The sequence below is a fragment of the Pseudotabrizicola sediminis genome, from assembly GCF_004745575.1.
Classification (GTDB): Bacteria; Pseudomonadota; Alphaproteobacteria; order Rhodobacterales; family Rhodobacteraceae; genus Pseudotabrizicola; species Pseudotabrizicola sediminis.
In genome coordinates, this window is sequence record NZ_RPEM01000001.1 from 455,164 (window position 1) to 471,062 (window position 15,899).

General features: G+C 64.2%; 15 protein-coding genes and 1 tRNA gene. 8 read left to right on the forward strand and 8 right to left on the reverse strand.

Annotation, left to right across the window (positions count from 1 at the left end):
* Positions 1 to 203: 203 nt before the first annotated feature.
* The 5 genes from EEB11_RS02120 to EEB11_RS02145 form a co-directional block, all read right to left on the reverse strand.
* Complete coding sequence (locus tag EEB11_RS02120; RefSeq protein ID WP_210134364.1) at positions 204 to 593, reverse strand: KTSC domain-containing protein; 390 nt, start codon at positions 591 to 593, stop codon at positions 204 to 206.
* A gap of 680 nt (positions 594 to 1,273) precedes the next feature.
* Positions 1,274 to 1,361, reverse strand: a tRNA-Ser gene (locus EEB11_RS02130).
* A gap of 163 nt (positions 1,362 to 1,524) precedes the next feature.
* Complete coding sequence (locus tag EEB11_RS02135) at positions 1,525 to 2,562, reverse strand: ABC transporter substrate-binding protein (RefSeq protein WP_135428750.1); 1,038 nt, start codon at positions 2,560 to 2,562, stop codon at positions 1,525 to 1,527.
* On the reverse strand, positions 2,532 to 3,932 hold the full coding sequence (locus tag EEB11_RS02140) for a sensor histidine kinase (RefSeq protein ID WP_135428751.1): 1,401 nt from the start codon (positions 3,930 to 3,932) through the stop codon (positions 2,532 to 2,534). The genes EEB11_RS02135 and EEB11_RS02140 overlap by 31 nt, the downstream gene beginning before the upstream one ends.
* 3 nt (positions 3,933 to 3,935) lie before the next feature.
* The gene (locus EEB11_RS02145; protein WP_135428752.1) at positions 3,936 to 4,601 is read right to left on the reverse strand and encodes a response regulator transcription factor; all 666 of its coding nucleotides are present in this window, start codon (positions 4,599 to 4,601) and stop codon (positions 3,936 to 3,938) included.
* Between the two features lie 151 nt (positions 4,602 to 4,752).
* Here EEB11_RS02145 and EEB11_RS02150 point away from each other — a divergent pair, with 151 nt between their 5' ends.
* The 6 genes from EEB11_RS02150 to EEB11_RS02175 are packed head-to-tail and all read left to right on the forward strand — an operon-like array spanning position 4,753 to position 10,388.
* On the forward strand, positions 4,753 to 5,718 hold the full coding sequence (locus EEB11_RS02150) for a Bug family tripartite tricarboxylate transporter substrate binding protein (protein WP_135428753.1): 966 nt from the start codon (positions 4,753 to 4,755) through the stop codon (positions 5,716 to 5,718).
* A complete protein-coding gene (locus EEB11_RS02155; protein ID WP_245298731.1) occupies positions 5,715 to 6,158 on the forward strand; it encodes a tripartite tricarboxylate transporter TctB family protein in 444 nt (147 codons plus the stop codon). The genes EEB11_RS02150 and EEB11_RS02155 overlap by 4 nt, the downstream gene beginning before the upstream one ends.
* A gap of 18 nt (positions 6,159 to 6,176) precedes the next feature.
* The gene (locus EEB11_RS02160; RefSeq protein WP_135428754.1) at positions 6,177 to 7,700 is read left to right on the forward strand and encodes a tripartite tricarboxylate transporter permease; all 1,524 of its coding nucleotides are present in this window, start codon (positions 6,177 to 6,179) and stop codon (positions 7,698 to 7,700) included.
* 11 nt (positions 7,701 to 7,711) lie between these two features.
* Positions 7,712 to 9,070, forward strand: coding sequence for an acyclic terpene utilization AtuA family protein (locus EEB11_RS02165; RefSeq protein WP_135428755.1), 1,359 nt, complete (start codon positions 7,712 to 7,714; stop codon positions 9,068 to 9,070).
* Positions 9,067 to 9,366 (forward strand): DUF4387 family protein, encoded by a 300-nt coding sequence (locus EEB11_RS02170; RefSeq protein ID WP_135428756.1) that lies wholly within the window; start codon positions 9,067 to 9,069, stop codon positions 9,364 to 9,366. The genes EEB11_RS02165 and EEB11_RS02170 overlap by 4 nt, the downstream gene beginning before the upstream one ends.
* Positions 9,363 to 10,388 (forward strand): AbrB family transcriptional regulator, encoded by a 1,026-nt coding sequence (locus tag EEB11_RS02175; protein WP_135428757.1) that lies wholly within the window; start codon positions 9,363 to 9,365, stop codon positions 10,386 to 10,388. Before EEB11_RS02170 ends, EEB11_RS02175 begins: the two co-directional genes overlap by 4 nt.
* Here the strand turns inward: EEB11_RS02175 and doeB are convergent.
* Together doeB and doeA are read right to left on the reverse strand one after the other, a co-directional pair.
* Positions 10,385 to 11,380 (reverse strand): N(2)-acetyl-L-2,4-diaminobutanoate deacetylase DoeB, encoded by a 996-nt coding sequence (doeB, locus tag EEB11_RS19460; RefSeq protein ID WP_167852635.1) that lies wholly within the window; start codon positions 11,378 to 11,380, stop codon positions 10,385 to 10,387. The genes EEB11_RS02175 and doeB overlap by 4 nt on opposite strands.
* A gap of 3 nt (positions 11,381 to 11,383) precedes the next feature.
* On the reverse strand, positions 11,384 to 12,565 hold the full coding sequence (gene doeA, locus EEB11_RS19465; RefSeq protein ID WP_167852636.1) for an ectoine hydrolase DoeA: 1,182 nt from the start codon (positions 12,563 to 12,565) through the stop codon (positions 11,384 to 11,386).
* A 116-nt stretch (positions 12,566 to 12,681) separates the two neighbouring features.
* Here doeA and EEB11_RS02185 point away from each other — a divergent pair, with 116 nt between their 5' ends.
* The gene (locus tag EEB11_RS02185; protein ID WP_135428758.1) at positions 12,682 to 13,152 is read left to right on the forward strand and encodes an Lrp/AsnC family transcriptional regulator; all 471 of its coding nucleotides are present in this window, start codon (positions 12,682 to 12,684) and stop codon (positions 13,150 to 13,152) included.
* 115 nt (positions 13,153 to 13,267) lie between these two features.
* A complete protein-coding gene (locus tag EEB11_RS02190; protein ID WP_135428759.1) occupies positions 13,268 to 14,641 on the forward strand; it encodes an aspartate aminotransferase family protein in 1,374 nt (457 codons plus the stop codon).
* A gap of 38 nt (positions 14,642 to 14,679) precedes the next feature.
* Here the strand turns inward: EEB11_RS02190 and EEB11_RS02195 are convergent, their stop codons facing one another.
* Positions 14,680 to 15,855 (reverse strand): FAD-dependent monooxygenase, encoded by a 1,176-nt coding sequence (locus tag EEB11_RS02195; RefSeq protein WP_135428760.1) that lies wholly within the window; start codon positions 15,853 to 15,855, stop codon positions 14,680 to 14,682.
* Positions 15,856 to 15,899: the final 44 nt, after the last annotated feature.

Below are 15,899 nucleotides of genomic sequence, written 5' to 3' on the forward strand. Positions count from 1 at the left end.
CGATACCGCACCGGAGGGCAACAAAGGGTCACTGTGGAACACGTCACGGTCAACGCGGGCGGTCAGGCGATTGTTGGAGCGGTGACGCATGGGGGAGGGGGTGGTCAATGAAAACCAACGACAACCCCATGCGCCCGAGTGGTTTGTGTGACATGCACTCCGTTTGCTCCTTGGCAAACTGGCCCCAGAATACCCCTATGTTGTTAGTCTGGGACGCCCTGCACCCGACAATCAAACTGTCCGCCTTTGATGTTATCGTTATAAAACCGTCCTAGCGAAGAAGCAGATCGCCATTCGGAAACTGTCTCCGGATCAACTGCGCAGTAGTGATAGAATGTGCCTGTCAAATCAACCAACAGATAGGAACGCGCTTCGTCAAAGCACAAACGCTTAACTAAGCTCGACGGTTTGGTGGGCGCGCAATCGAACGTATGCAGCGATACCCTACCTTGATACTTCACATCAACCGTTTCCGCCTTTGCAAACCCTACCACGAGAAAAGTAAGCGCGGATATCATCGTAAGTGCTTGGCGCATTCTCATTGAAATCTCCACAATTGCTAGGTGACGTAGGTTGATGGCCAGTTTCGCCACCATAGCCTGTGAGTCAACAAACAGGGGAAGACACCAAGTGAAAAACTCCCATCATGCTTTCCACCTACAAGAAGCCCCCCGATGTAGCGCGACTTCAAAGCGAAGTGGTGAGGGATGCAAAGGCCCAGCCGTGAGAGGGTGGACAGTATGTCGGATGCATGGCGCACGGGGAGGCGCACCCGACGGAAAGAGCAACGGGATGTGGCGGCACGGAGGCCGCACAAAGGAAAACGACACCTTCTGCAAGTTGACGCAAGCGTTAACGGGCTGGACGAAGGCTGTTGCCGCATACGATTAGGGGGGATGCTCAATCCTTGGCCGCAGCCGACACAGGACCGGAGGTTGCTGCAAAATTTGCTTGTCCACAAAATGGAGCTTCTGGGCCGGGGGGGGGGGGGGGGGGGGGGGGGGGGGGGGGGGGGGGGGGGGGGGGGGGGGGGGGGGGGGGGGGGGGGGGGGGGGGGGGGGGGGGGGGGGGGGGGGGGGGGGGGGGGGTATTCGATCCTTCCCTGCGACACCACGAAGGACCGGGGTGGATTGCCCATCCATCATAAACGGGACCAAAAAAGGTTCGGCCAATCGACGCCATGTGCCACATCGCCAAGCGTTTTCAGGTGGTGGGGTGTGATGTGGGGTATACCCCGAAAAACGCTAAATTAGTCAATAAAATCAATGGTCATTGGCGGAGTGGAAGGGATTCGAACCCTCGAGACGTTGCCGTCTGCACCCTTAGCAGGGGTGTGCCTTCGACCACTCGGCCACCACTCCACTGACCCGTTTAAAGAGGCGGCGCGGCGGNCTGCACCCTTAGCAGGGGTGTGCCTTCGACCACTCGGCCACCACTCCACTGACCCGTTTAAAGAGGCGGCGCGGCGGGGGCAAGGGGCTGTGTCGAAATATTCTGTGGCGCTCTGTCGGGCGGCCGTTCTGGTCAGGGCTGTTCCATCGCGGCGCGCCATTCGGCCAGAAAGCGGCTGCGCGACATCGGGTCCAGATTGGCCAGCAACCCCGGGTCCAGCCGGATCGGGCGCAGGTGCGGGTTGCGGTCAAAGGCCGCCCCTTCGACAGTCACCAGCCCGTCACCGCTGGCAATAAGCGCCTGACCATCGGCCGACAGCATGTAGCGCAGAAAATCGGTCGCGGCTCCCGGCGCGGCAGCGGTTTGCGGGACCAAAGCGGTGCGCAGCAGCGTCAGCGTGAAATCCTCCAGCTCCACAACGGTGACACGGTCCACATCCGCGCTTCCGGCATAGATCCCAAGCACGTTATAGCCCACCAGCAGGCGGCCTTCGCTCACAGCCTCGATCATATCGACCGAACAGCAGAACAGCTGCGCGTCCAGCCGCCCCATCACCTCGGCCAGCCGCCAGAAAGTATCGGACAACCGCGCATCCTGCGCCGCGAACAGATAGCCCACGCCCGAAACCGCCGGGTCATAGGTGCCCACGCGCCCGCGGAAGCGGTCCGGATTGTCACGCAACAGCGCAATCAGCTCGCGCCGGGTGCGCGGCACCGGCTCCCCCGGCAGCAGGGCCTGATCCGACAGGATCAGCACCACAGGCTCCTGCGCCACCGACACCAGCAGATTGCGCCAGCGGGCCCAGGACGGGTGGCCCGCAATCAGATCTTCGGGCAGCGGCAAGGCAAAGCCGTCATTGGCCAGCTTGACCTGCAGATCCATCGCCGATGAGATTACCAGATCAAACGCCGCCGCGTCTTCGGCGATGGCGCGGTGGACCTGTTGGCTGGTTGCCATCACATAGGTCAGCCCCAGTCCGGGATTGCGCGCCAGATAGCCGGTGATCACCGGCGCCAGCACCGCGATATCGGTGGTCGACAACACCGACAGCACCCGCTGCGGATCGGCGGGGCCAAACACCTGTGTCGCCTCGACCTCAAAGGCCAGGGTTTCGGCGGCGCTGAAGATCAGGCCGCAGATCAGGCCAGTGGCAAACAGAATTCCGCGCATGCGCCGCCCCCCTGCCGGGCGCGCAGGCGGAAGGTGCCCCCCATCGCGCCGGCTGCTTCTTCGACAATGGTCAGGCCCAGACCCGACCCCATCACATCACCCACATTGTCACCGCGACGGAACCGGCGCAGCAGGCGGTCCGGCTCTGTGCCGCCCAGCCCCCTGCCCCGGTCCGCCACGGTGACCACCGCCATCGGCCCCTCGGCCAGCGCCGACACCTCGACCACCGAATCCGGTGGTGAATACTTGATCGCATTGTCCAGGATGTTGCGCAAAGCCGCCTCGATCAGCACCGCATCGCCCTCGCAGGTCAGCACCGCGGGAATGGTCAGCACCAGATCCATATCCTTCATCCCCGCCGCCGGGGCCAGGCGCGCAGCCACCGCCCGCGTCATCGCCGCCAGATCCAGCTTGGCCCAATCCGCCTGATCGGCACGGTAGAGCACGGTGGCATGGTCCAGCAACTGCCCGGCCGAGCGCGCCGCATCATCGGCCGACCGGATCAGCCCGCGCAGCCGCGCGCGCGTGTCTTCCTCGCTCGACTGGCGCAGCGCCAGTTCGGCCTCGTTGCGCATCACCGCCAGGGGGGTGCGGATGTGGTGTGCGGCCTCGGCAATAAAGGTCTCGGTCTGGCTCAGCGTGCCGCGCAGCCGCCCGATGAAACTGTTCAGCGCGGTGACAAAGGGCTGCAATTCACGCGGGGCCGGGTGGCGCACCGGGCGCAGATCGCGGGGGCCGCGCCGCCCCACCGCCTCGGCCAGCAGATCGATCGGGCGGGTCAGGCTGCGCGCGACCAAGAGCGCCAGCGGAATTGCCGCCAGAAACACTGCCAGCCCCAGAGCTGCTGCCTGCAGCCCCAGCCGTGCGGCAATCGCCTCCTGCCCCTCGCGCGTCTGGCCCAGCAGCACCAGCGCCGGTGCGGCCCGGCCATCCACCCGCAGCGACCTTGCCACCGCCGCCACCCGGATCTGCGCCTCGCGGAACGGCACGGTATAGAACACCGGGGTCAGGGCCGTGGGCAACCGGCCCGGCAAAGGCAGATCGCCATATCCCGTCACCGTCAACCCGCCGATGTCGACCCGGTAGAAGATGCGCTCCTCTCCCATCGCGGCCAGCATCGACAGGGTCGCGGGCTGCATGTCGATCACAACGCCCCCTTCTTCGGCGCGCATTTCTTCCGCCATGCCCTGTGCCGCCGCGCCCAGCACCGCATCCAATGTTGCTTGCGACGCGCGACCGGCCCCGACCTGCACCGCCAGCGACAACACCAGCGCCAGCACCGCCGCCAGCACCAGCAGTTGCACCACCAGCCTGCGGCGCAGCGACGGGGCCCGCAGCACCTTTTCCCGCCCGCTGTCGCGACCCGGCACGCCTCAACCGTCGGTCAGGCGGTAGCCAAGGCCCCGCACGGTTTCGATCCGGGCCTCACTGCCCGCCAGTTTCTTGCGCAAGCGGCCCACATAGACCTCGATCGCATTGTCGGTCACCGGTTCCGAGAATGAAAACAGCCGGTCGCACAGATGCTCTTTCGACAGGATACGCCCCGGCGCATTCAGGAACAATTCCAGCAACCGCACCTCGCGCGATCGCAGATCCCGCGATTCGCCGGCAATGACCACAGTGGCCGCCAGCGGGTCGAAACTCAGGTCGCCAAATCGGCGAAAGGTCTGCACCGACCCGCCCTTGCGCCGCAACACCGCCCGGCACCGCGCTTCCAGCTCGGCAAAATCGAACGGCTTGGTGATGTAATCATCCGCCCCGGTGTCCAGCGCATCCACCCGGTCACTGACCGCAGACCGCGCCGTCATCACGATCACCGGGGTCTGTCTTTCCGCCCGGCGGTGCCGCGCCAGAAAATCCCGCCCGTCCCCATCCGGCAGCATGATATCCAGCAATATCAGATCGTAAGACGCCGACAGCAGAAATTCCTCCGCCTCGGCCAATGTGCCGGCATGGTCCACGCCATGCCCTTCCAGCCCCAGCCGCGCCGCGACCGATGCGGCCAGATCTGCATTGTCTTCGACCAGCAGGAACCGCACAGCACCCCCGTTTGCCTGTTCTCACCCTGCACAGAAAATTTGCGCATGACAGGTTCGTGTCAGCTTTCCAGCTTTGTGTATGTCCTGCAAGACCCGTGCGTCACGAGGAAAACACGGGCTGCCTGACATCTTGAGTCTCGGGAGGACTTACATGCGACTAACCATCAAGACGCTGGCTCTCAGCGCAACCGCCGTCATTGGCATCACCACATCGGCGATGGCCACCGAATGCATCGCGCCCGCCAACCCCGGCGGCGGCTGGGACTTCACCTGCCGCCAGATCGCGAACATCATGCAGGAAACCGGCCTGTCGCCGAACATGGTGCAAGTCACCAACATGGCCGGCGCCGGTGGCGGCATCGCCTATACCCATGTCGTCGGCCAGCGCAACGCCGATCCCAATACCTTCGTTGCCGCCTCTTCGGCCACCACCACCCGTCTGGCTCAGAACGCCTTTGGCGGCATGACCGCTGATCAGGTCCGCTGGGTCGGCACCATCGGCGGTGATCCGGGTGTGATCGTTGTGGCCAAGGACAGCCCGCTGCAAACCATCAACGATCTGGTCGAGGCGGTGAAGGCCGATCCGTCCAAGGTCGCTTTTGCCGGTGGCTCGGCAGTGGGCGGCTTTGACCACCTCAAGGTGCTGATGCTGCTCGACCGCGCCGGGTTCGGCGATGCGCGTGCGGTGAAATACATCGGTCTTGACGGCGGCGCGGATGCCATCACCCAGACCGTGGGCGGCTTCACGCAAGCCATGACCGGCGACATCTCGGAAATCCAGGGCTTCATCCGTTCGGGCGACGTGCGCGCTCTGGCGGTCCTGTCAGATGAGCGCGTGGCCGGATTCGAAGACATCCCGACCGCGAAAGAGCAGGGCATCGACATGGTCGCGATGAACTGGCGCGGCATCTATGTGCCAAAGGGCATTTCCGATGAGGATTACGCCAAATGGACCGACACCCTGCAAAAGGTGGCCGATTCCGAGCAATGGCAGAAGGTGATGACCGAAAACGGTCTGGCCCCCTATACCCTGATCGGTGCCGAGTTCGAGACGTTCATCAACGAAAACATTGCTGAAATCACCGAAATTTCCAAAGAAATCGGGCTGATCCAATGATGCGCGCCGACCGCATCTTTGGTGTGGTCATGATGATCGTGGCGCTGGGGTATATCCTCAGCGCCATGACCATCCAGACCTCGTTCCTGTCCGACCCGGTGGGGCCGCGTGTGTTTCCCTATATGGTCGCAGGCGTTGTGATGATCTCCTGTCTGGTCATGATCCTGCGCCCCGACCCCGAGGTGCACTGGCCCGTCGGCGGCATGCTGTTGCAGATGATCTTGGCCCTCGCCGTTCTGCTGGGCTATGCCATGCTGATTCAGCCTTTGGGCTTCATCATCCCCACCGTGATCGCCGCAGGCATCCTGTCCTGGCAGATCAACCCCCGACCGGTTCCGGCGGCATTGTCCGGCCTTGGCCTTGGCATCGGGCTGTTCGTGCTGTTCAAATTCATCCTCGGGCTGGGTCTGCAAGGCCTTCCCCGCGCCCTGATGGGCTGACCCAGAGGACCACACCCCATGGATATTTTCGCAAATCTGGCGATGGGCTTCGGCATCGCCCTGACCCCCTATACGCTGATGCTGGCGCTGATCGGCTGCTTTGTCGGCACCATCATCGGTGCCCTGCCCGGCCTTGGTCCATCAAACGGCGTGGCACTGCTGATCCCGATCTCGTTCTCGATGGGCCTCTCGGCGATCCCGGCGCTGGTGCTGCTCACCTCGGTCTACTACGGCGCGATGTATGGCGGGCGGATCAGTTCGATCCTGCTGAACATTCCGGGTGACGAGCCTGCGATGATGACCACGCTGGACGGCTATCCGATGGCCAAACAGGGCTTTGCGTCGGATGCTCTGGTGATCTCGGGTGTGGCGTCGTTTGTCGGTGCCTTTCTTGCCACCATCGGCCTGATGTTCCTGTCGCCGATGCTGGCGCAGGTCGCGTTCAAGTTCGGCCCTGCCGAATACTTCGCGCTGTACATGCTCGCGTTCTGCACCCTTGGCGGCATCGGGTCAAACAATCAGGCCAAGGCAGCGCTTGCCGCCGCCATCGGTCTGGGCATCTCGATGATCGGGCTGGACAAGACCACCGGCATGCCACGCTTCACCTTCGGCGAGATGCACCTGATGGACGGGGTTGATTTCCTTGTCGCCATCGTCGGGCTGTTTGCCGTGGCCGAAGTGTTCCACTTCATCGAAACCCATGGCAAGGACAGCGCCATCGGCGTCAAGCTGGGCAAGATCACCGTGAACTGGGCCAAGCTCTGGTCCACCCGCTATGCCATGCTGCGCGGGTCGGGCATCGGCTTTGTCGCCGGCATCCTGCCGGGGGCTGGCGCGTCACTGGGGTCGTTCCTCGCCTATATGACCGAAAAATCGTCGGCCAAGGACAAATCCACCTTCGGCAAGGGCAACCCCAACGGCGTGGCCGCGCCCGAGGCGGGCAACAACGCCGCCGCCGGTGGCGCGCTGATCCCCATGCTGACTCTGGGTGTGCCGGGGTCCGGCACCACCGCCGTTCTGCTGGCGCTGCTGCTCACGCTCAACATCACCCCCGGCCCGCTGCTGTTCACCGAACGGCCCGAGGTGGTGTGGTCGCTGATCGCATCATTGCTGATCGCCAACTTCATGCTGCTGATCCTGAACGTTCCGATGGTGAAGGTGTTTGTGAAAATCCTGCAGGTGCCAAGCTGGGTGCTTCTGCCGGGTGTGACGATGATCGCCTTTGTCGGCATCTACTCGCTGACCGGATCGTCCTTCGACATGATGCTGATGGTGGCCTTCGGGGTCATGGGCTGGCTGTTCCGCAAGCTGGATATCCCGACCGTGCCCGTGATCCTCGGCATCCTCTTGGGCAACGCGATGGAAGACAACATGCGCCGCGCCATGGTGCTGTCGGATGGCGACTGGACCTATCTGTTCTCGTCCCCCATCGCCATCGGGCTGTGGATCGCCGCTGTTGTCGGCTTTGTGGCGCCGATGTTCCTGCGTGGGGTCTTGAAGAAGCCGCCGCAGCCGTCCACAGACATCGGCATCCCGGATTAAGGATCAGACCCATGCCCACCCGCGTTCTTGTGCCTTCGGGCGTCCTCGGCCTTGGCTTCGACCGGACCGCACTGGCGCGCGGGGTGGCCATGCGCCCCGACATCATCGCAATCGACGGGGGGTCCACAGACAGTGGGCCCTTCAGCCTTGGCGCGGGCCAGTCGAAATACGCCCGCGCCGCCACCAAATCCGAATGGCGCGATCTGATGCTGGCGCGGGCAACCGCTGGCGTGCCGCTGGTCATCGGCACCGCAGGCACCTGTGGCGCGGATGCGACGGTGGACTGGATGTTCGACATCACCGTGGAGCTGGCGCGCGAGCTGGGCCAGACCCTGCGCATCGCCCGGCTTTATTCAAGCCAATCGCCGGATACCGTAACCACCGCTCTGGCACAGGGCCAGATCACCCCCCTCTCCCCCGCCCCCGAAATCTCTGCCGAAACCCTTGCGAGCATGACCAACATCGTCGCCCTCGCCGGGGCCGAACAGATGCAGGCCGCCCTGCAAACCGGGGCCGATATCGTCATCGCCGGCCGCACCACCGACACCGCCACCATCGCAGCCTTGCCACTGCTGCGCGGCGACCATCCGGGTGGCGCATGGCACGGCGCCAAGATCGCCGAATGTGGCGCGCTGTGCTCCACCAACCCCACCTCGGGCGTGATCGTGGTCGATTTTGACGAAACCGGCTTCACGGTCGAGGCGATGCATGAAACTGCCCTGTGCACGCCGCATTCCGTTTCCGCCCACATGCTTTACGAAAACACCGACCCCTTCATCCTCTATGAACCCGGCGGCCACCTTGACGTGACGCGCGCCCGCTACACCGCGCTGGACGCCCGCCGCGTGCGGGTCGAAGGATCAGAGTGGGTGCCCGGCCGCTACACGGTCAAGCTTGAGGGCGCGCGGATCGCGGGGTACCAGACCACCATCCTCGCCATCCTGCGCGGGCAGCATTACGCCAGCCACGCGCGGGAATGGGTGGCCAAACTCACCACCTTCCTGGCCGACACCATCAGCCGCCGCATGGACCTTGCGCCAGACAGCTACGCCCTCGACTTCCGCCTGATCGGCGTCGATGGCGCTTTGGGCGGCCTGGAAAACCGCGAAGGTTCACCGGTCGAGGTTGGCGTGCTTGGCATCGTCACCGCCCCCACGCAAGCCATTGCCGCCGAAATCGGCAAGCTGATCAACCCCTTCGTGCTGCATTACCCGCTGACCGAGAATGAAGAACTGCCCACCTTCGCCTTCCCCTATTCCCCCGCCACCACCGACCGCGGCGCGCTGTATGAATTCGCGCTGAACCATGTGATGGAACTGGCCGACCCGATGTCCGCCTTCCGACTGACCGTGACGGAGGTCGGCGCATGAAAACTCTTGGTCAGCAAGTCCTCAAGGTCCGCTCGAAAAACGCTGGTCCCTTCTGGGTCACCATCGACATTTTCTGCGGCACGGCGCAGGCTTACGCGGCGATCCTCCCACGGCTGCACACCGCAGTTGTGGCCCGCCTCTACGGCACGCCGGAACAACTGGTGAAACGCTTCGACATCGCCGATCTGTACGTCATCAAATTCTCGATCCCCCGCCCGGTGGTCCAAGGCTCGGCGGCAGACCGCGACATGCATGGCGCGCAATGGGCGCATCTGCTGGATGAGATGTTGTTGTGACCTTTCTGACCAGACCGCGCCTGCTGACCTTTGCCATCGCCATCACAGGGGCCGCTTTGTTCCTGTTGCTGCAGCTGCCGCTCGCCCTGCTGCTCGGCCCGATGGCCGCCTGCCTCGTGGCGGCGCTTCTGGGCGCAAAGATGCAGGATGCGGGCACGCTTGGCACCTTCATGCGTACCTTTCTGGGGGTGGCCGTCGGGTCTTCCATTACGCCTGAAACCATCGGCCACCTGCCCGATTTCGCTCTGTCCTTGCTGTTCGTGCCGCTGTTCATCGCGGTGATCGGCGCGGTTGGCTACCCGCTGTTTCGCTATGTCTTCGGCTTCAACCACCCCACCGCCTGGTATGCCGCCATGCCCGGCGGCTTGCAGGACATGCTGGTGTTCGGCGAAGAAGCAGGCGGCGACGTGCGCGCGCTCTCGCTGATCCATGCCACCCGCGTACTGGTCATCGTTACCGCAGCACCCCTGATCATGACGCTGTACTGGGGCATCGACCTGACACAGCCGCCCGGCAAACCGGCGCTGGAAACCGACCCGGTGCAGATCGCCCTGATGATCTTTGCCTGCTTTGCCGGCTGGAAGATTGCCGAGCGTGTCGGCCTGTTCGGTGCCTCGATCCTCGGTCCGATGATCCTGACCGGCGCGCTGTCGCTGGGCGGCATCATCACCACCCGCCCGCCGGCCGAAATCATCTGGGCCGCGCAGTTCTTCATCGGCATCGCGGTCGGGGTGAAATACTCCGGCATCACTTGGAAGGAGTTGCGGATCGACGTGGGCGCAGGCGTGGTCTACGCCCTGATGCTCGCTGCGATTTCGCTGGCGTTCTTTGAGGTGATCTACCTCGCGGGCTTCGCCCCCGCGCTGGATGCGTTCCTTGCCTTCCTGCCCGGTGGGCAGGCCGAAATGGTGGTCATCGCCATCATCGCAGGGGCCGATCTGGCCTATGTGGTCAGCCACCACCTGCTGCGCATCATCCTGGTGATCATGCTCGCCCCCATCGTGGCGCGCCTCTTCCGTTAGCCCGGCACCTCATCCGCCACCACCGCCACACAGTCCCCCGGCTTCACCAGCCCCGGAAAGTGCCGCGCAGTGAACAGCCCGCCCCGGCGCAGACGCACTTCCACCGGCGCGGTTCCGGTGCGGCCTGTTGGATAGATCAGCGCAATCACCTGCCCCGCCGCTACCCGGTCGCCCAGATCGGCGGTAAACCGGATCAGCCCGCCGTCTTCGGCAAAGGCAAAGCAATCCCCGTCCGGCATATCCAGCCATTGCGTCGGACGGTCGGCCACCGCGCCCCGCACTATCCCCGCTGCGATCAGCAGGTTGCGCAGGCCAACTACCGCAATCCCCACCGTGCGGGCAGAAGCCGTCCCGCCACCGCCCAGTTCGGTGGTGACAAACACCTTTCCCATCTCCTCGGCGGCGGTGTCATACATGCCCACCGCATCAATCTCCAGCATCCGCACCGAATACGGGGCACCAAAGGCCCGCACGAGGCGGAACGCCTCGGCCTCCTGCGCCTTGTCAGGCAGCACATGGGCGGCGCAGAACGGCAGGAAATCCAGTGTCTTGCCGCCCGAATGAAAATCCATCACCACATCGGCCATCGGCAGAAGCACACGCTGGAAGTAGTCGGCGATCTTTTCAGTCACCGACCCGTCAGGACGGCCCGGAAAGCTGCGGTTCAGGTTGCCCCGGTCAATCGGCGATGTCCGCGTGCCCGCCGCAAACGCAGGCTGGTTCATTGCAGGCACAATGATCACCCGGCCCGTCACCTGATCGAGGCTCAGCCCCCGCGCCAGATCGAACAGCGCCACCGGTCCCTCATACTCATCGCCATGATTGCCCCCGGTCAGCAGCGCCGTCGGCCCTGCCCCGTTCTTGACCACACAGACCGGAATCATAACCGACCCCCAGGCCGCATCGTCCCGGCTGTAGGGCAGGCGCAGGAAGCCGTGCTGCACACCATCTGCGTCAAAATCCACCGATGCCGTGATGGGAGAGTCGCGCATCGCCTACCCCTTCACAAACAGCTGGCGCGGCACGTCTGCCAGACATTCAACGCCCGTCTCGGTGATCAGAATGCTTTCGGTGATCTCCAGCCCCATATCTTCCAGCCACAGCCCGGTCATGAAATGAAAGGTCATGCCTTCCTGCAACACCGTGTGGTCGCCCCGGCGCAAAGACATGGTACGCTCGCCCCAGTCTGGCGGGTAACTTACGCCAATGCCGTATCCGGTGCGGCTGTCCTTCTGAAAGCCAAAGCGGGCGAGGGTGTCAAAGAACCCAGCCGCAATATCCTCACAGGTGTTGCCCGGCTTTGCTGCCGCAAGGCCAGCCGCCATGCCTTCAAGAACCGCCTCTTCGGCGCGCAGAAAGGCATCCGTCGGCTTGCCCAGAAACAACGTGCGCGACAGCGGCACATGATAGCGGTTCACACAGCCCGCGATTTCAAAAAACGTGCCTTCGCCGGATTTCAGCGGGCTGTCATCCCAAGTCAGATGCGGGGCGGCGGCATCGGCACCCGATGGCAACATCGGCACAATCGCCGGATAATCGCCGCCGATCCCCGGCACACCGCGCAAAGACGCGTCATAGATTTCCGCCACCAGATCGCATTTGCGCATGCCGGGTTCGGCCACATCAACAATCCGCCGATGCATTTCAGACACGATCTTAGCTGCATCCCGCATGTAACTGATTTCACGCGCTGATTTAACCGCGCGCTGCCAGTTTACCAAGCCGGTCGCATCCACCAGATCTGCTTTCCCCAAACCTGTCAGCAAACTCCGGTAAGCGGCTGCCGTAAAATAGTAATTGTCCATCTCGACCCCAATCCGGCCCCGCGCCAGACCGCGCGCGGTCAGTTGCGCCGAAAGATCGTCCATCGGGTGGCGTTCGGTCGATTGTACATAGTGGTCGGCATAGGCCAGCATGTCGTCGGGCTCCAGCCAGGCCGTGCGTCGCGCCCCCTCGCGGTCCATGCCCCGGCCCCACCAGAACACCGCCCCTTCCAGCGGCACCACCACGCCCTGATGCACATAGAACGACCAGCCGTCATAGCCGGTCAGCCAGTTCATGTTGCTGGGGTCTGACACGATCAGACAATCCAGCCCCCGTGCCGACATATCGCGCCGCACCCGCGCCAGACGGGCGGCAAACTCTTCGCGTTCAAATTTCAGCTTCGGCGTGATCATCGGCCCCTCACACATGCGTATGCGCAAGGCTTGCGCCCGTTTCCCGGTCCGTCAAGCCCCCGCGCTTGCGCCCCGTGCCGCGATGGTGTTCGTTGGCGGCCAAAAGGGGCCTGACCATGCGGCTGGATGCCATCGACCTGAAGATCCTTGATGCCGTGCAGCGTGACGGCCGCATCACCAAGCTGCGGCTGGCCGAGACGGCGGGCCTGTCGCCTACCCCGGTCTGGCTGCGCCTGCGCAAGCTGGAGCAATCCGGCCTGATCGCGGGCTACCACGCCCGCCTTGCCCCGCGCAAAGTCATGCCCTTTGCCGCCGTAATCATGGAAATCACCCTGTCCAACCACCGTCAGGCCGATTTTGACCGGTTTGAGCGCGCGGTGAAAACTGCGCCGCAGGTGGTGGCGATCTGGTCGGTCGGGGGCAAGGTGGATTACTTTTTGAAAATCCTGACCCCGGATATCGAGGCGTATCAAACCCTTGTCGATGACTGGCTTGCCACTGACATCGGGATCGAACGCTATTTCACCTATGTCGTGACCCGCACGGTGAAGGACGACCCCGATTTCCCGCTTGCCCTGCTGGGATAGAGACTTTCTCTGAATATTACCGCCCAAACAGACCAGACACTTCGCCAAACCCGAATGTTTGGTCCCCTCCTTCGCCCCCCACCTGCCATGCTGCGCGCAACACAAAGGACACAGCATGACCGACCGCGCCAATGACCTGACCGCCTGGGATCGCGACCATTTCTTCCACCCCTCTACCCCCGCAGGCCAGCACGCGCGCGGCGATACCCCGCGCCGTCAGATTGTGGGCGGCGACGGGGTGCATATCATTGATTCGACAGGAAAACGCAGCCTTGATGCTTTTGGCGGGCTCTACTGCGTCAACGTAGGCTACGGCCGCACCGAGATTGCCGATGCCATGGCCGCACAGGCGCACGCGCTGGCCTATTACCACGCCTATGCCGGGCACAGCACCGAGGCCAGCATCACGCTGTCCCGCATGATCATCGAACGCGCGCCTGCCAATATGAGCCGGGTTTACTTCGGCCTGTCGGGGTCTGATGCGAATGAGACCAACATCAAACTTGTCTGGTATTACAACAACATCCTTGGCCGGCCCGAGAAGAAAAAGATCATCAGTCGCTGGCGCGGCTATCACGGGTCGGGCGTGATGACCGGCAGCCTGACCGGCTTGCAGGTCTTCCACGACCATTTCGACCTGCCGCGTGCGCCCATCCTGCACACAGATGCCCCCTATTACTTCCGCCGCGATGACCTTGACCTTACCGAGGCGCAGTTCACCGCCCGCTGTGCGCAGCGGCTGGAAGACATGATCCTGACCGAAGGCCCCGACACGATCGCGGCCTTCTGGGCCGAACCGGTGCTGGGCACCGGGGGCATCGTGCCGCCACCGGCAGGCTACTGGCCCGCCATTCAGGCGGTGCTGGTGAAATACGATATCCTGCTGGTCGCGGATGAGGTTGTTACCGGCTTTGGCCGTCTGGGCACGATGTTCGGGTCAGACCATTACGGCATGACGCCCGATCTGATCACCATCGCCAAGGGCCTGACCTCGGCCTACGCGCCGCTGTCTGGCTCCATCGTGTCGGACAAGATCTGGCAGGTCATCGTCGACGGGGCCGACCGGATGGGCCCGATGGGCCATGGCTGGACGTATTCCGCCCACCCGGTCTGCGCCGCCGCCGGGGTGGCGAACCTGAAGCTGATCGACGATCTGGGTCTGGTCGAAAATGCAAGGACAACCGGGGCGTATCTGCGGCAAGGTTTGCAAGACGCGCTTGGCACACACCCCAATGTCGGTGATGTCCGGGGCGAAGGCATGCTGGCCGCGGTCGAACTGGTCGCAGACCGCGACAGCCGCCGCTTCTACGACCCGGCGCAGAAAATCGGCCCCCGGATCGCCACCGCGATGCTGGAGCGTGGCGTCATCGCCCGCGCCATGCCGCAAGGCGACATCCTCGGCTTTGCCCCGCCGCTGTGCCTGACCCCGGCAGAGGCCGACACCATCATCAGCGTGACGCGGGACGCCATCACCGCCACCTTGGGCTGAACCAGACCAACGGGGCGGCTACCGGCCCCCTCCCTGTGTCAGGCCGTCACATCCTGCTTGTAGAGCCAGTCAAACCGCTTGATCGCGGCACCGGGGGCCACCACCGACCCCAGCCGCAGCCCCAGATGCGCGATGCCGCGCGCAGGGCCCGACAGGTGATACAGCCGCGCATTGGTATTGGCTGCCGCCACAATCCGGGCGCACCGCGGCAGGCGCGCGGCCTGATAGGCCGCAAGCCCCGCCGCCATACTGTCATGCGTGGCCAGACAGTCGGCCAGCACCCAGGCATCTTCCAGCGCCATGCAGGCCCCCTGCGCCAGAAACGGCAGCGTCGGGTGCGCCGCATCGCCCAAAATGACAGCCGCCCCCTGATTCTGCACTGCAAACCATTGCTTCGCCACCGGATGCCGGAACAGCCCCCACAGCCAGACATCCTCCACCTGATCCAGCCAGCCGCGCACGCGCGGGGAAAACCCCTCGAACGCCAGCTTCATGTCCATGCTGTCATCGCGGATAGTCCAGCCTTCTTCCACCCAGGCCCGCCGCTCTTCCACCGCCACGATGTTGCGCAGGGTGCCGCCGCGCAGCGGATAGCTGACCAGATGCCGCCCAGGCGCCATATGCACCTCGGCCCGGTTTTCCACGCCCGGAGTCTCTGGGATCAGCGCCCGCCACGCCACCTGATGGGTAAAGAACGGGGCCACCTTGCCGGTCAGTGCCGCCCGCAGGGTCGAATGCAAACCGTCTGCGCCGATCAGCAGATCGGTCTCCCCCGCCGCGCCTTGCGCGTTCTGCCACCGGGGCCGCGCGCCGCCAAGGTCAACGGACGCGATCTTTTGCAGCAACCGCAGCTCTACCCCGGCCTCACGCGCGCCCGCCAGCAAGAGCGCGATCAGATCGGCGCGGTGCACAAAATGATAGCCCCCCCCCGCGCCGGAAACATCCAGCCGTGTCACCAGATCACCCGACGGCCCGTCGCGCAGTTCCACCGCCAGCGCGCGGGTCGAGGCCGCCTGCAGCGCATCGCCCAAACCCAACGCACGCAGCACCGCCGCGCCATTCGGGCTGATCTGCAAGCCCGCCCCCACCTCGCGGATGGCGTCGGCCTGTTCCAGCACCACCACCTGCGCCCCGCGCAAGGCCAGCGCGCGGGCCACCGCAAGCCCGGCCACTCCGGCCCCCAGAACCGTCACGCTTTGCCCGATCAGGCTCATCCGCCCATCCTCCGTCTTCCAATGCAGAACGCCGGACCATCGGC

Coding starts and splice junctions, on each gene's coding strand:
- doeB (WP_167852635.1), bottom strand. CDS start 11,380: ATGCGCGACTCTCCCATCACGGCATCGGTGGATTTTGACGCAGATGGT.
- EEB11_RS02135 (WP_135428750.1), bottom strand. CDS start 2,562: ATGCGCGGAATTCTGTTTGCCACTGGCCTGATCTGCGGCCTGATCTTC.
- EEB11_RS02155 (WP_245298731.1), top strand. CDS start 5,715: ATGATGCGCGCCGACCGCATCTTTGGTGTGGTCATGATGATCGTGGCG.
- EEB11_RS02150 (WP_135428753.1), top strand. CDS start 4,753: ATGCGACTAACCATCAAGACGCTGGCTCTCAGCGCAACCGCCGTCATT.
- EEB11_RS02165 (WP_135428755.1), top strand. CDS start 7,712: ATGCCCACCCGCGTTCTTGTGCCTTCGGGCGTCCTCGGCCTTGGCTTC.
- EEB11_RS02160 (WP_135428754.1), top strand. CDS start 6,177: ATGGATATTTTCGCAAATCTGGCGATGGGCTTCGGCATCGCCCTGACC.
- EEB11_RS02185 (WP_135428758.1), top strand. CDS start 12,682: ATGCGGCTGGATGCCATCGACCTGAAGATCCTTGATGCCGTGCAGCGT.
- EEB11_RS02170 (WP_135428756.1), top strand. CDS start 9,067: ATGAAAACTCTTGGTCAGCAAGTCCTCAAGGTCCGCTCGAAAAACGCT.
- doeA (WP_167852636.1), bottom strand. CDS start 12,565: ATGATCACGCCGAAGCTGAAATTTGAACGCGAAGAGTTTGCCGCCCGT.
- EEB11_RS02190 (WP_135428759.1), top strand. CDS start 13,268: ATGACCGACCGCGCCAATGACCTGACCGCCTGGGATCGCGACCATTTC.
- EEB11_RS02195 (WP_135428760.1), bottom strand. CDS start 15,855: ATGAGCCTGATCGGGCAAAGCGTGACGGTTCTGGGGGCCGGAGTGGCC.